Source organism: Petrimonas sulfuriphila, assembly GCA_038561985.1.
Classification (GTDB): Bacteria; Bacteroidota; Bacteroidia; order Bacteroidales; family Dysgonomonadaceae; genus Petrimonas; species Petrimonas sulfuriphila.
In genome coordinates this window covers 2,781,810-2,796,651 of sequence record CP073276.1, presented here as the reverse complement: position 1 = coordinate 2,796,651, position 14,842 = coordinate 2,781,810, and the positions used below count along the sequence as shown (strand labels likewise).

Sequence of the window (14,842 nt, the reverse complement as noted above, 5' to 3'; positions counted from 1 at the left end):
CTTTTATTTATGAAATTATGCCGGATGCTTTTGTATTTTTTTAATGATATCGGATGAATCAAAAGTATCTTCCGGTAAATCAGAGACATCCATAAAGGCGAGCGGTTAAGTATCCATTTATCTGATTCCTGCCAACCCCAATCGAGTTGAAAATGGCTTATTCCCAATCTTGCACAAACATCAATCTACCTGAAACAGAAATCTTCCGTTAATCGCTCCAAACTGTAAATCTTCAGTATAAAGTTTACCGGTTGGTTAAGTGCAAATTTAGTTTAGTAATTTCACAAAAACAACTAATTTTATAACAAACTAACTTTATGCAAAAACAAGGTATGAACGTTATCCCGAATCGCTTGACAACCTTACGCCTGCGGATGTTTATTCAGGCAGAGGAGAGAAGATATTAAAAATCAGAAATCAAATAAAAAAAGAATCGACGGTATTACGAAGAAAAAATTACGTATAGTTCAAAATGCAGCAAGCACTTAACACTAATATTTTTCTTTTCGAACACCCTCTCGCAAATAAAGGAGGGTTCTGAATTATGCTAACCATTTTTCATCTTACTTATATCGAACTCACATTTACCACAATCAAAACTATATATAAGAGAGGTGTGAGGTTGAAAAACATTCTACCCTATATATTAGAAAGGCATTTACAGTCCTTATGAGGGGTTTTACAATTAGTTTAAGGAAGGATTGTCAACAGAAAGAAGCACCTCTTCCAGAAGCAGGAATATTGCCCTCTGGCGTCAGAAAATAACCGGACGGATCTCTTAAAAGAGACAGCTCTTATCCAAACATAACTATTCTCTCTTTTATACTGGAGTTTTTGTCTTGTGGAAGTAAAATCGGAAGAATTTACCAATTCGATAGATTTACTTTGTGGGTAAAAATAGAAGACAAAGAAAGCTATTAATAAATGATTTGTTTGACTACGGTTTGACTAAAATAATAAAACGGTTTCAAGATATTTCCTAAAACCGCTTATGAAATTGGTAGCGAGAGGGGGGCATGATCCCCCGACCTCATGATTATGAATCATATAAAATATATTTCCATTGTTTTTTATCTTTTTTCGGTAGGTTTATATCTATCATATAAACAGAAAATTAATGCTTTATTTTATTCCATTTTGTTTTATCGTTTCAAGTTATTTACTTAATTTTGTTTACCCATTGTTTACCCACTTTTATAAATGAATCGATATGGCAACAAGTTTTGATTACGAAAACAGAGATGTAACGGTCACATTAACCCGGAAAGTAAGAAATGTTGGCGATGAGATTGCCCCGGTATTTTGGCGAATAACATACCGTAGAAAACACAAATTCTATAAAACTGGATTAGCATTTACAGTTAGCGAGTGGGAGGACTTTTTGAAAAGAGGACTTCAGCGACATAGCGATATGAAAAAAACGCTCAAGAATTGGCTTAAGAGAACCCTTGTTCCAATAATTGATACACTTGTAGAAGATGATGGATTTTCATTTGATGCACTTAATAGCCGGTTAGGTAAGTCTGATATCACAAATTTGAATGAGGCATTCACGGCAAAGATCAAAAGGTTATATGAAGATGATCGAGTGAATTATGCTGAAAGTTTAAAATCAACATTAAGTAGTCTGCAGAAATTCAAAAAGAATCCGATCCAATTTGCAGAAGTTACAGTAGATTTTCTCCGTAAATACGAAAAATATTTGATTAATGAGGAAAAGTCTGTGACAACAATTGGTTTTTATATGCGGAATATCCGGACAGTGATTAATGGTGATGGAGAGCCTTATTTGAAAGGCAGTAGGTACCCATTTGGAGCAGGAGGGTATAAATACACCATCCCGAAAGGTGAGAGGCGAGAAATGGCATTATCTTTAGCCGAGATCCATATGATACAGGCTTATCAATGCACTGAATCAATTCAATTATATCGTGATTTGTGGTTATTCTCCTTTTACGGTAATGGGATCAATATGACTGATATCTGTCGCTTAAAATATTCTGACATTCAGGATGGCGAACTAACCTTTATCCGGAAAAAGACAAAGAATAAAAGGAGGACTGTTGTAAGGATCTTCATACCTGTTATCCGGCCAATAGATGAGATTATGCGAAAGCACGGCAACAAAGATAGAGGAGGATATATTTTCCCATTCTTGAACGGTAAGGAGAATGAAAAACAACGAGTGAGAAAAATTGCCGATGTAACAAAAGAAGTTAATGATACTATGCGTAAAATAGCAATCGATCTTAAGCTGCCTGATGGGATCACAGGTTATAGCACGAGGCACTCTTATGTTACAATTTTAGAACGCTTAAACGTACCGAGAATATATATTCAAAATAGCTTAGGACACACTGCAGAAAGCGTGACCGATAGTTACAGTAAGATGGCAGAGCGAGAACTGAGATTCAAATATAATTCTCTCCTTTTGCCAAAAACCAATGAAGAGATCTTGAAAAATTTAGTTGATGCTGCAAAAAAGGAATTAGTGTATAATTGATGATAAAAGTGTATTTTTCTGTATTAAACGAGTGATTTTTGCTTAAACTGAGCGATTAATTGCAGTTTTCGAGGGTTTTCTATTTAAGAAAACCCTTTATTTTTTTAAAATCTAATGTTCTGCATTTCAATATTTTGCGTTTTTGTCAATAACTTTACTCTTTTTTATTTGCTTTTGAAAATTCCACCGACTACATTTGCTTTATGCTAAATTACTGATAATAAGGAATGTATCTTTATAGTATTAAAATAACAGTTACTATATTAAACTAAACATAATTTAAAATGGAAAAAATTTATCTAACAATTAATGAGGCAGTTGAGTATCTTCAGGGATTGGGCTTGCCAGTAAAAAAAAGTACGCTGTACAAACAGACAATGGATCGCACCATTAAGTTTTATCGATTTGGCGGTCAAAAAATCGTTATAAAGATCGATGATTTGAAAGATTGGATAGAAAGCCGATTTGAGGCATTCACTGAAGATCAGTACGAAATGGCTAAAACAGTCGCAGAATCCGCAAGAAATAAAGAAAGGAGGTCATAATGAAACAAAAAGAAGAAGCCCCCGGACGGTCTGGAGAACCGATGCAGGGGCAAAATTTTTCACTTTCCAAGTGTGAACGGTGCAAATGTACAGAACTTTTATCGAAACGCCAAAAGAAAGTTTATGATCTATTGTTAACCGGTAAGCACAGCGTTACAGATATCACTATTGCTTTGGGTTACGGTGATCCACGTTCATATATCCGTGATATTCGAGAAAAGGATATTACGGTGAATGATGAATGGATTGAAAAAGGTGAAGTGAGATACAAAGTTTATTGGATTGATCGAGTAACGCCAGTGCCACTCACCAACGAAAATATACAGACCGTCGGTGAGATCATTCAGAGAGACTTCAAGAACCTATTTGAACGAAATCATTATGATCAGTGAAATCAAAAAACTGCTGATAGAGAGGTACGAATTAAAAAAAGAAATTCATACCAGGCACAACAATATTTTCGAGGGCAAGAGCATTGTCCTGATTGAAAATGTAGTCACGGGCGAGTTAAAATTGAAACCCCGGAGGCGGTAAACCATATCATAAGATGAAGACAAATAGAGATAAAGACATAAATGGTTACAGCTTGAGCCGGCAATGGTTTGATTTCTGTTTCGAAAATCCTGAAAAGATCAGGCCTAACCACACGGCATTATACTTTTTCATAATCGAGCACTGTAATAGGTTAGGCTGGAAAGATAAATTTGGTTTGCCTACAACGGTAACAATGGAGGCCATCGGGATTAAATCCTACAACACTTACAAGAAGACACTTGAAGAGCTTATCAGTTTTGGGTTTGTCGAGATGATAGAAAAATCAAAAAATCAGTATTCAGCCAACATAATTGCCCTATCAAATTTTGATAAAGCACTTGATAAAGCACTTGATGAGGCAATCATGAAAAATGACGTTTGCTCTATCAAAAAACAACAAAGCACATGTCAAAGCACTGATAGTATAAATAAACAATTAAACAATAAAACATATTTAGGGGAGAATGCCCTTGAAAAATCTGAAAAAGAAAAAGAGTTTGACAGGTTTAATTCATGGATCGATGATGAGGCAGGTTACATCAGAAGGATCAAAGATCAGATAACTTTTAAGCAGTATTGCAAGATTACCGAAAAATACAACGGTACCCAAATCAAGCAGATTCTTGGGGATATTGCAAACTACAAAGATGCACCCAAAAAATACACTTCGGTTTACATGACGTTTTTAAAATGGTCAAAAAAAGAATTTGGAGCATGAAAGATATGATATTACCACATAACCTCGACAGTGAAAGGATAGTGATTGGATCTGTTTTGAGTGATATTAATGCCTGGGCCGAAATAAGCCCTGTAGTAACGCCCGAAATGTTTTATGATCCTTTTCACCGGGAACTCTTTGAAAACATCACAGAGCTAAACCGGAAAGGCAAGGCCGCTGATTTGGTAATACTTTCCGAGAAGTACGCGGGGAACAGTGAGAAGATAATCAAATTAGCGGACATTTCTGGAATGTTTTCGGTGGATTACTACGATCACGCACTGAATGTTCAAGAGAAATTTGTGAGGCGTAAATTGTGGATGATAGGTCAACAGCTGACTACTGATGTGTTCTCACCAAAGGAAACAGATGATCTTCTTTATTCGTTACAGGGTGAACTAACAACCGTCACGCAAACAGTTGCATCTACTGAGATCTCGACACTAAAAGAGGCGATAAAAGGCGTTTATAAACAGATTGAAACTAACTTGCAAGGCAACACTATCACTGGAACTGATACCGGATTCGCTCAAATAAACAAAGCTTCAGGAGGATTGCAGAAAAGCGACCTGATAGTTATTGCAGGGGAGACATCGCAGGGAAAGACATCCCTTGCATTATCAATGATTGACACAGCGATAAAACAGGGCGTCCCTGTTGCGTTCTATTCAATGGAGATGAAAGCGACCCAACTGGCAGCCCGGTTACTCTCAATGAACACTGGCATCCCCGCAAATCAGATTCTCTACTCACAGCTTGATCCTGACTATTTGCGAACACTGGATGAAGGAGTAAATAGAATTCATGATCTACCGATTTACTTCGACGAAAGCAGCACATCAAACATTGATAAGATCATTGCCTCAATCAGATCTTTAAAGCATAAATATGACATCACAGGAGCAGTTATTGATTATCTGCAAATATTAAATGTTAACCAAAGATCTGCCAACAAAGAACAGGCAATGGGGGAGGTCGCAAGACGATTGAAGAACTTAGCAAAGGAGCTTGACATCTGGATCATTGCACTTTCTCAGCTAAACAGAAATGATCAAAACCCGGTACCGAACTTGAATAGGTTGCGAGATAGCGGACAGATAGGGGAGGCTGCCGATATTGTTTGTTTCGTTTACCGGCCAGAGATCTATAATAAGTTTTATCCGGCGCCATTTTCGAGTTATTCGACCAAAGGAACAGCGATGATTGACGTGGCAAAGGGTAGAAATATTGGCTTACTAAAATTCATTTGTGGATTTGACGCGAAAACAACTCACTTCACAGAGTTAGGCGATCAAATACCAGAATATGCAGAAGAAACTCCATTTTAAATAACAGATTATGGCTATGACGAAAGAAGAAATTCAAAAACATATCAATTGGATTAACAGAATTGATAGAGCCAAAGAGATTGTATCTGAATTACATATTGATTGGGAAACCGATATCGAAATGATGGATTTTTCTAAACTGTACAACTTTCCCCTCAAAATATCACGGATAATGTCAAAGTCATTATTTTTTGCGCCGGTAGATCCTGGAGTTGTACAACAAACCATCATAGAGCGGGATACGATTCTGACAGATTGGAAAATGTCAGAATTAATTGAATTCGTAAAAGAAGGAAACAAAATCATTCCACCAAGCGTGATAACCTATAACACCGTGGTAGATGGTATCGTTACTAAAAATCACTTTTATTTGGCAGACGGATCTCACAGACAAATGTTATCAGCAATTTTAGGATTGAAAATAATTCCATTCGTTAAGATTGAAACGTACGAAAATATTAAATTTTCCATTGATAAATGGAGTATCAATTATCAGGGCGATTTTATTGTATTGGAGTCTCCAATATTTGGTAAGCGATATGAATTTGTGATGAACGACTGGGAAATAAATAAATATGAATATCGGTACCTGGAATTCAGATAATTAAAATACAAGCCATTTTAAAGCCGTTTAAAAGCTTTAGTTGTTTTTGTGGGCAGTTGTGCCAGAATGTGGACAATCCTCTTAAATTAGCGACGCAGTGAAGCCAGAGGGCATAATTTTAATGATATAATATATTCCAATGGAAATAAAAATTAATAATTACGTTAAGAAACATATAGGTCGGTTACTATTGCAAGAAAGCAAATAAATTATTTTCTTAAATAAGATATAAAGCAAAAGTTTAAAGAGTATTTTTAAATAAGTGTATATGAATAAGTTGACAGCTAGACAAGAAAAATTTTGCTATGAGTATGTGATAGATTTGAATGCTACACAAGCTGCACTAAGAGCCGGGTATTCAGAGAAAACAGCCTATTCAAGTGGCAGTAGGTTGTTGAAAAATGTTGAAATTCAAAAGTTTATACAAACATTACAGGCCGACCTGGAGAAAACAGCAGGTATCACAGCCTTAAAAGTTTTGAAAGAACATAAAAAGATTGCGTTTAGTGATACAAGTATGATCCGGGAGGGATGGATGACCTTAAAGTCCTACAAAGAACTCCCAAAGGAAATTAAAGACTGTATTCAGGAAGTAGTAACGAGGGAGACGAAATACGGAAATGAAGTAAAAATAAAATTCTATGACAAACAAAAATCTTTAGATAGTATCAGTAAAATATTAGGATTTGATGCACCTACTAAGATTGAGCAGAAAATAGATTTTGACAGTTTGACAGATGAACAAGTAAATTCATTAATTGCAAAAATGACTGAATGATTATGAAACAAAGAATTTTAGCAAAGGATAAGAAGATCATTATTTCAGGGTTGAAAACAGGAACCTTCAACATTACTGAATTAAACTACCTAACGAGGGAGATAGCCGACCATTCCGGAGACATTGAGTTGTTTGGTGAAGTTGAGGTAAAGTTAACGATGAACGATAAACGACAGCTGTTAAAATCTCTTAGAAGCGGATATATTGACTTCCAATTGATGCCGGATCTATTGGGAAAAATCAAAGAAAACTTTTTTTTAAGGGTAATGATGGAAAATTGTGATTGATATGAAAACAAAGCAAATATTTAGAAAATCATTGAAGCGAGGTTATATCCTATTGGGAGAGCTCCACTCTATTTATGGTAATCAAAACGATAATAGTTTAGATGGCACTCTCACCCCGGAAGAAATTCAGCGACTGGAAGAAATAGACTTAAAAATCGATGAACCGGATAAACATATACCGCTCACGAACGAAAATAAACGGAGTATTCTCAAATATCTTTTCGGTGGAGAATTGCCACAAGAAAGCGATTTTAAATACAGCCAGGACATTGATAGATTAAGTGAAGAAGAGCAGCAATTTTTAATTGATGTATCCCTAAAATTAGAAGGACACAATAAAGAAAACAAAAATCAATAGATTATCATTTTAACGCCAAAAAGACTAAAAACGGATGCAAAACAAACAAAATAAGCAGTTTTTTAAACATTTTTCCACTATCGGTGAATTGTTAAAAATTGACAGTTTGTAAAGTAAAAAAATATTAATCTGATTATCAGACGTTTGATAAATTAGGGTTTCCTTATAACTATCATTATGTTTAATTATAAATTTCAAAATTAAAAAATTATGAGCACAGAAGACAGAGCAGAGAGGCTTTTAGACCTTGTAGAGAAACAGTCGGAGAAGTTTGATGCACTTCTCGCCAAAACAGAGGAAGCGAGTAAAAAGGAATCCGCAGAAGATCCGGAAGAGCTGGCGAAAAAGAAGGCTGATAAAGATGAGGCTGATTTCATACAGCTTATGAAGGACATTAACAAAGAGTAAACCTATTAACAGCGAAAATTATGGAAGAAAAAATACTGGTGAAGTTTTACGAAAGTGAAGCAGCTAAGCAGATCAATTACCTGAAGGTATCATTGACAGATCTACAAACGATCTTCAACGAAGTTACAAAGATCATCAAAGGGAAGGATCCGGTTACTATTGAAGAACTGGGGAATATGATCATTCCAGATATTTATAGCATCCCGCCAAAAAGACCGAAGCCGAATGAGGGCTATATTATTGAATTTGTAAGAAGCAGGATTGCCGAAGATTTCAAGGGCTTGCCGATCAAAAAGGAGATGATTGAAATACCAGCTATTGATGGTATTGTTGATACAATCCTAAGAGGTAACAGCCATTTGCCCGGCTTCATTTACAATGGTAGTTTTGAAATTCAAAAGGGAAAGGTAGTAATCCGGGATGGAGTGGAGGAATCCATTATTGAATCATTCAAAGTCTACGCCGAATCACCCGACCAGATCAAGCGGTTTGAATCCGTTCAAAAGCTGGCCGATGCGATGAATGAGGTCGGAAGCTATTTGAGCATAAACCCGGCCTTTGGGGTGAAGCTATTCATTCAGGGGCAACTGGAATATATGCTTGAATATGGTGAAGATGGGAATGTGATACCAACTGACTATTTTGTTAAGACAGGAAACGCACCCTTTAAAGAACGTGAGTTTGATGTAGTGATTCCGAATCCACAGCAGGGAGCCATAGGAGGCACTCAGACAGCTTCAAACAAGTTTATTAAGGATCTGCTGGCCGGAAGTTATTAAAATGAGTGGAGAGGGGCGCATTTGCCTCTCCCTGTTATGAAGTTTGGCCCCGAATATACAAGCCCGAAAAGGGAGGAAAATTACCGTGATTCCCATAAATTGGTACCACCTACAGTGCCACATTTATGTAAAATACATAATCATTTGATATTATTGTCCTATGTGGACAACAATCTATATTGATTATCAATCAGTTATAAAAATGTGGTACTAAATGTGGTACTAATTTTCCGGTCGTTCAGAGCGACCTTAAAATGGTCATTATAAGCGACTTATGTTAAATAAATATAAAGTTTAATTTTTCTGTTTTTTATTCATGTTATTCACTTTCAGCTGTTTAGATAGTTTGTTGGTCGCTATTGGCGACCAACTGTCTTATTATCAATTTATTATGTGAATTATAACCGTTATATTTGTCGCGAATAACAATTAAAATTTACAGATATGAAAACAGCAGTAGATCGTTTTTTAATGGCAACCGAAACTATCAAGATGGTAAGAAATGCCTTGTTTGACTTAGCGGAGAGCAAAAGTTTAAATGTTTCTGATAGATTGGCTACAATCGCTTATGTTCTATCTGGAGCAGAGGACATCCTAAACGAGTTTGAAGAAGATCCTGAGAGCGACAATGTATTAATTTTTAAAAATTAGATCATGGAAACAGTATTTGAACAAAACAAAATCACCACAACCACACCGACCGGATCGGTGGTATTTGACATTGAAAATTTAAGGGTTGTACACCAAGTAGGAAACGAACCCTCAAAAACGGTCGATTTACGTAAGGAGCCGTTCTCTCTCAACGATTACACTAAATTATTAACTCAATAAAAATTTACACAAATGGAAACTTGTCTTTCAAGAATGGAAAAAGCGGGTATCTCACCCCAAACGAGAAACTATTTTAAAGCCTATGCGATGCTTTTAGACGCCCTCGAATTAGTCAGAAGCGAACACGTGGCAATGTACACAGAAAAAGGCGAGCAAGGCGAATTAGACGCCATTACTGATATTATTAACGAAGCCAGGACACAAACCGCCAATATGGTTATCCGGGCAATTGAATACAGAATTGCAGAAGAAAGCCCTAATATCTAAACAATATGGAAGAAGGTATCATCAACAGAGTAAAAACCCTTATGGAAAGCCGTAAGGCGAGCAGACAGACACGAATAGTGGAAATTGAGACAGCCACTCACAAACGGCGTGGGTTGCTTCGTGGAGTGCAATCTGATGGAACAATAGTATTTTCATGGATACCGGAACTCGACCCGAAAGCAAAAAAGATTGAGTTTACCGATATGGAAATTATTACAATTTTGTGCGAATACAGACCGGAACAAATTTTATCAATTAACTAAGAACCGACCTAAGCAAGTCGCAAAACTGCTTTATCGATTATGAAAAATGTTACATTAAATTACACTGTCATTAACGATAGTGGAGAAATTAAGCACCACAAAGATGTTTTGCCTGTTAAGCAAAAAGATGGTAAATTTGAAGTTTGCAACCATAGTTTCACGTCTCTTGAGGCGGTTCAGGCGTTTGTTTCACTCTTAGTGAACACTACTATCAAACCAGCGACATACAGCTTTAAATAAGGACGTGAATCAGGCAAGTTACAGGTAAGTTAAGACCGTTCTCACAGGACGGTTTTTTATTATCGGAATTCCGATGTTTAAATGGGCAGAATTCTGCCTTTGTAGATTTTTCACTATCTTTATAGTCCAAATGGAAATTTACAGAGACAAGCACGAAATCAGTCGTGTGATTTTTTTAGAGTTAGAAAACGATCTTTTAACCCTGAGTTCTTATGATTTGGGTGGAGGATACGATGAAGAGCGGATCATTGAAGTTAAAGCGGATTTACTTAAAAAAGCGATGAAACTGGATACCGATGAAGCCTTAATTGTGGAAATGAAGAAGCTATATTCAAAAAGTGAGGGATTAGATTTGTTTAGCGACTTTCTAAATAAACATAAAATAAAATTTCAATATCATCGTTTCACCAATTAAAAGGTGCAATTTGAAATACCAGCATTTGATTAAAAAAATAAGGTTATCTGTTAGATAAAATAAAGTCCATAAAAACAGTATTTGTGAGTTCTTGTTTACCCATTGTTTACCCTTAAAGAAAAAAACACTCACCGAAATAATCGATAAGTGTTTGATTAATAAGCTGTAGCGAGAGGGGGGCATGATCCCCCGACCTCATGATTATGAATCATGCGCTCTAACCAACTGAGCTATCTCGCCAACATGTCTTTCCGAAAATGATTCCAAATTCGAGGTGCAAAAGTAGTTTAAATATTTTAATTTTGCAACCCTAAAACAATAAAACCCGACAAAATATTATTTTTTATTCCAATGCCATCAGCGCAAACGATGCCAGCCAATGTTCTCCGCCGTAGTTCCCGTCAAAAACAAGCGGAAGAGCATGGTCCAATAGTTTCTGGGCGGTTTCTTCGAAATGCAGCTTCAACGGATGCCCTTCGGATAATGATTTGGCGATTCCTTTCATGCACCACGCCCGAGAAAACGACAGTCCAACCAGATGAACCGTCTGATAATCATCCAAATCGCTTACCACAGGAATCTGACTGATGTTATCGATCCCTTTTTGTGTATAAAAGGCAACCAGCCACTTTTCAAAATCGTCCCGGGAAAGAATTCTCCTCATTAGATCAGCAATTTCCAGGCTGGGTGAGAAAAAATCGGCGCCGTCCGGCTCCAGGTGTGCCGGGGTCTCCGTGTCTTTTCCGTAAAAATCGAGCGATTTACCGATCAACTCTTTTTCAAACTCCTTATTTCCGTTCTCCCTTGCCCAATCTATGGCAAAACCCAGTGCAAAAGCTGAATTCGGATGCACTCCTGTTCTGTTCGGATAGGTCTGCTTGGGCAGATACTCCCTCCACAGCTCCACAATTTGCCCGGTAAGCGGCTGAAGGTTTTCGTGCCATTGCCTGGCAGCCGGATTGTCCCACGACGCCAGTTCTTCATCGAGTTTCAGCAGCCACGCCCAACCGTAGGTTCGTTCAAATCCTTTACCTGTCTCGTACTTGAGGAAATACTCCTTCTCAACTTCAACCGCTGCTTTATCAAAGGAGTTATTCAACAAGGTGATGATTTCATTTTTGCTCGCAATACCGGGTTTGGTCTTCAGTAAGCGGATCAACATCCAATGCCCGTGAACACTACTGTGCCAGTCAAAACACCCGTAAAAAACAGGATGCAGTGCCTTGGGCGAAAGACCTACCTCATCGGCCGAACCGTAGGTATGTCCCGGTTTGTTGGGATATTCCCGATCGATACAACCGAGGGGCAGGGCAGATAATTTAAGCGCTGTTTCATCGGTGAGATCCGGATTTTTTTGCGAAAAGAGAGGTGACAGCACCATGCTTAAAAAAAGGTTGATAAACAAAATGGAGGACAACGGTTTCATAAAATTTCTGATTTATCCATTCAAAGATAGGAATAATATCGGCTAAAAAGAGTAATTTTGCACCAAATCCGAAATCGCAAATCCCAATTCCAAAACTAACCGTGATTTATCCCGAAAATTTCGAACAAAAAATAGAGTTTTTCAAGATAAGACAACTGCTAGAACAACATTGCCTCAGTCCACTGGGCAAAGAGAAGGTAGAAGAAATGCAGTTTTCTTCCGTTTTTGAAGAGATTGACGTACAACTATCGCAAACCGATGAGTTTGTGCATATCTTACAGGAGGAAGACTCTTTTCCTTCGGACAACTTTTACGATGTGCGCCCGGTTCTCCATCGCATACGTGTTGCCGGGTCGTGGATTGATCAAAACGCTTTGTCGGAGCTTCTTAAATCGATGTTAACGATAACTTCCATCGTAACGTTTTTTAAAAACGATGAAGAGAAAGCGGAACGTTATCCCCACTTGATGTTGCTGGCAAAAGAAGTGTTTGTATCGTCGGAAATAAGCAAAAAAGCCGAGCGGATCATCGATGAGTTCGGACAAATAAGGGATCATGCATCTCCCCAACTAAGCAATATCCGCAGGGAAATCACCTCGACGCTCAACAGCATCTCTCGAAGCCTGAATTCGATATTACGCAAAGCACAGGCCGAGGGCTTTGTGGACAAAGACATCACTCCCAGCATGCGCGACGGAAGGTTGGTTATCCCCGTAAATCCGGCTTTCAAGCGAAAAATAAAAGGAATTGTCCACGACGAGTCGGCCTCAGGGAAAACCGTTTATATAGAACCTTCGGAGGTGGTAGAGGCCAACAACCGCATCCGTGAGCTGGAAAGCGACGAACGTCGCGAGATCATCCGCATCCTCACCGAGTTTACGGATTACCTCCGCCCTTTTCTACCCGACTTGCTGCAGTCCTACGAATTCCTGGCACAAATAGATTTCATCCGCGCCAAAGCCAAATTTGCGCTGCAGCTAAACGCATTGAAACCCAACTTCGAAAACAGGCTCATTATCGACTGGGTACAAGCGGTTCATCCGCTTCTTTTTCTTTCGCTGAAAAAGCAAAACCGCAAAGTGGTACCGCTCGACATAACGCTCGAAGAGGACAGCCGGATACTGGTGATCTCGGGGCCCAATGCCGGAGGAAAATCGGTTTGTCTGAAAACCGTAGGACTACTGCAATATATGGTTCAATGCGGCTTGTTGGTTCCGTTACGGGAAAATTCACAAGTGGGCTTGTTCAGCGATATTTTTATTGATATAGGCGACGAGCAGTCCATCGAGAATGATCTCTCCACATACAGCTCCCACCTGCAGAACATGAAGTTCTTCGTGAAAAACTGCAGTAAGCATTCTCTCTTACTGATCGACGAATTTGGCAGCGGCACGGAGCCACAAATTGGAGCAGCCCTTGCCGAATCGCTGTTGGATCGGTTTAACCAAAAGAACGCTTTTGGGGTCATCACCACCCACTACCAGAACCTAAAACATTTTGCCAACGAAAATGAAGGGGTCATCAATGGAGCCATGCTTTACGACAGACATGAAATGCAGCCGCTCTTCCAGCTTTCCATCGGAAACCCTGGAAGCTCCTTCGCTGTAGAGATTGCCCGCAAGATCGGACTTCCCGACGATGTAATCGCCCAAGCCTCCGAAATTGTCGGCAGCGATTACATCAACATGGATAAATATTTGCAGGACATTTCCCGTGACCGCCGTTACTGGGAGCGTAAACGCGAAGAGGTTCGCCGCGAACGCAACCGGCTTAACGAGATTTCGGAAAAATACGAATCCGAAATGGAGGAAATAAACCGGAAGAAAAAAGAAATATTGGCCGAAGCAAAACAGCAGGCTGAACGGCTTATAGCTGAGAGTAATGCAAAAATTGAAAGCACCATACGCCAGATCAAGGAAGCACAGGCAGACAAGGAAAAGACCAAACGGGTGCGTCAATCGCTCACAGAATTCCGGGAAAACATAACAACCTCCTCCGACACTCTCCAGGAAGTGAAGCCGATCCGAAAGAAAGTCAAACAAAAACCCGTAACTCAACCTCAAAACACCAACCTCAAAACGCCAATCGTCACTGGCGATACCGTTCGCATGAAAGGACAGACCGTTACCGGAGAAATCCTGGAGATACAGGGAAAAAAAGCGATCGTTGCCTTTGGAGTAATCAAATCCACAGTCGATCTGGAAAAACTGGAAAAAGTAAACGGCAATCAGCGGGTCAAAGAGAATAAATCGTCCAACACGCGTGATCTGCTGCACGACCGCAAGCTCAGTTTCAAGCAGGATATCGACGTGCGCGGAATGCGTGGTGACGAAGCGCTTCAAGCCGTGATGTACTTTATTGACGATGCTATTCAGCTAAGCATTTCACGGGTACGCATTCTCCACGGAACAGGCACCGGCGCATTGCGACAAATCATCCGGGAATACCTGAAAACGGTAGCGGGTGTCGCCCATTTTCAGGATGAGCATGTTCAATTTGGCGGTGCCGGAATCACAGTAATTGATTTGGATTAAACATTATTGTTTTATCTTTGCACG

19 protein-coding genes and 1 tRNA gene are annotated in these 14,842 nt (G+C 38.8%); 18 read left to right on the top strand and 2 right to left on the bottom strand.

Annotated features, from left to right (window positions below; all coding sequences use genetic code 11):
• The first annotated feature begins 1,210 nt into the window (after nt 1-1,210).
• From KCV26_11825 to KCV26_11745, 17 genes are all read left to right on the top strand, one after another.
• Entirely contained in the window at nt 1,211-2,503 is a 1,293-nt protein-coding gene (locus tag KCV26_11825) for a site-specific integrase (protein WZX35985.1), read from the top strand.
• A 284-nt stretch (nt 2,504-2,787) separates the two neighbouring features.
• The gene (locus KCV26_11820) at nt 2,788-3,048 is read left to right on the top strand and encodes a helix-turn-helix domain-containing protein (protein ID WZX35984.1); all 261 of its coding nucleotides are present in this window, start codon (nt 2,788-2,790) and stop codon (nt 3,046-3,048) included.
• Nucleotides 3,048-3,440: a hypothetical protein gene (locus KCV26_11815; protein ID WZX35983.1), complete on the top strand. Its 393-nt coding sequence runs from the start codon at nt 3,048-3,050 to the stop codon at nt 3,438-3,440. The genes KCV26_11820 and KCV26_11815 overlap by 1 nt, the downstream gene beginning before the upstream one ends.
• The gene (locus KCV26_11810) at nt 3,430-3,582 is read left to right on the top strand and encodes a hypothetical protein (GenBank protein ID WZX35982.1); all 153 of its coding nucleotides are present in this window, start codon (nt 3,430-3,432) and stop codon (nt 3,580-3,582) included. The genes KCV26_11815 and KCV26_11810 overlap by 11 nt, the downstream gene beginning before the upstream one ends.
• A gap of 13 nt (nt 3,583-3,595) precedes the next feature.
• Nucleotides 3,596-4,300, top strand: a complete 705-nt coding sequence (locus tag KCV26_11805) for a hypothetical protein (GenBank protein ID WZX35981.1) — start codon at nt 3,596-3,598, stop codon at nt 4,298-4,300.
• Nucleotides 4,297-5,628 carry an AAA family ATPase gene (locus tag KCV26_11800; GenBank protein ID WZX35980.1) on the top strand — a complete coding sequence of 444 codons (1,332 nt, stop codon included), beginning with the start codon at nt 4,297-4,299 and terminating at the stop codon, nt 5,626-5,628. The genes KCV26_11805 and KCV26_11800 overlap by 4 nt, the downstream gene beginning before the upstream one ends.
• A gap of 16 nt (nt 5,629-5,644) precedes the next feature.
• Complete coding sequence (locus KCV26_11795) at nt 5,645-6,232, top strand: hypothetical protein (GenBank protein WZX35979.1); 588 nt, start codon at nt 5,645-5,647, stop codon at nt 6,230-6,232.
• A 268-nt stretch (nt 6,233-6,500) separates the two neighbouring features.
• Nucleotides 6,501-7,010, top strand: coding sequence for a terminase small subunit (locus tag KCV26_11790; protein ID WZX35978.1), 510 nt, complete (start codon nt 6,501-6,503; stop codon nt 7,008-7,010).
• A gap of 2 nt (nt 7,011-7,012) precedes the next feature.
• Nucleotides 7,013-7,297 carry a hypothetical protein gene (locus KCV26_11785; GenBank protein ID WZX35977.1) on the top strand — a complete coding sequence of 95 codons (285 nt, stop codon included), beginning with the start codon at nt 7,013-7,015 and terminating at the stop codon, nt 7,295-7,297.
• A 1-nt stretch (nt 7,298) separates the two neighbouring features.
• Nucleotides 7,299-7,655: a hypothetical protein gene (locus tag KCV26_11780; protein ID WZX35976.1), complete on the top strand. Its 357-nt coding sequence runs from the start codon at nt 7,299-7,301 to the stop codon at nt 7,653-7,655.
• A 210-nt stretch (nt 7,656-7,865) separates the two neighbouring features.
• Nucleotides 7,866-8,063, top strand: coding sequence for a hypothetical protein (locus KCV26_11775; GenBank protein WZX35975.1), 198 nt, complete (start codon nt 7,866-7,868; stop codon nt 8,061-8,063).
• 20 nt (nt 8,064-8,083) lie between these two features.
• A complete protein-coding gene (locus KCV26_11770) occupies nt 8,084-8,842 on the top strand; it encodes a hypothetical protein (GenBank protein ID WZX35974.1) in 759 nt (252 codons plus the stop codon).
• A gap of 444 nt (nt 8,843-9,286) precedes the next feature.
• Complete coding sequence (locus KCV26_11765; GenBank protein WZX35973.1) at nt 9,287-9,493, top strand: hypothetical protein; 207 nt, start codon at nt 9,287-9,289, stop codon at nt 9,491-9,493.
• A 3-nt stretch (nt 9,494-9,496) separates the two neighbouring features.
• A complete protein-coding gene (locus KCV26_11760; GenBank protein WZX35972.1) occupies nt 9,497-9,673 on the top strand; it encodes a hypothetical protein in 177 nt (58 codons plus the stop codon).
• A gap of 12 nt (nt 9,674-9,685) precedes the next feature.
• Nucleotides 9,686-9,940, top strand: a complete 255-nt coding sequence (locus KCV26_11755; protein WZX35971.1) for a hypothetical protein — start codon at nt 9,686-9,688, stop codon at nt 9,938-9,940.
• Nucleotides 9,941-9,945: 5 nt separating this feature from the next.
• Nucleotides 9,946-10,203: a hypothetical protein gene (locus tag KCV26_11750; GenBank protein ID WZX35970.1), complete on the top strand. Its 258-nt coding sequence runs from the start codon at nt 9,946-9,948 to the stop codon at nt 10,201-10,203.
• Nucleotides 10,204-10,573: 370 nt separating this feature from the next.
• Nucleotides 10,574-10,858 carry a hypothetical protein gene (locus KCV26_11745; GenBank protein WZX35969.1) on the top strand — a complete coding sequence of 95 codons (285 nt, stop codon included), beginning with the start codon at nt 10,574-10,576 and terminating at the stop codon, nt 10,856-10,858.
• Between the two features lie 166 nt (nt 10,859-11,024).
• On the opposite strand, the gene KCV26_11740 is transcribed toward KCV26_11745, so the two are convergent.
• Together KCV26_11740 and KCV26_11735 are read right to left on the bottom strand one after the other, a co-directional pair.
• Nucleotides 11,025-11,098 (bottom strand) — tRNA-Met (locus tag KCV26_11740).
• 103 nt (nt 11,099-11,201) lie between these two features.
• Nucleotides 11,202-12,257: a DUF2891 domain-containing protein gene (locus KCV26_11735; GenBank protein ID WZX38388.1), complete on the bottom strand. Its 1,056-nt coding sequence runs from the start codon at nt 12,255-12,257 to the stop codon at nt 11,202-11,204.
• 128 nt (nt 12,258-12,385) lie between these two features.
• Here KCV26_11735 and KCV26_11730 point away from each other — a divergent pair, with 128 nt between their 5' ends.
• Nucleotides 12,386-14,818 carry an endonuclease MutS2 gene (locus KCV26_11730; GenBank protein WZX35968.1) on the top strand — a complete coding sequence of 811 codons (2,433 nt, stop codon included), beginning with the start codon at nt 12,386-12,388 and terminating at the stop codon, nt 14,816-14,818.
• The last annotated feature ends 24 nt before the right edge of the window (nt 14,819-14,842 follow it).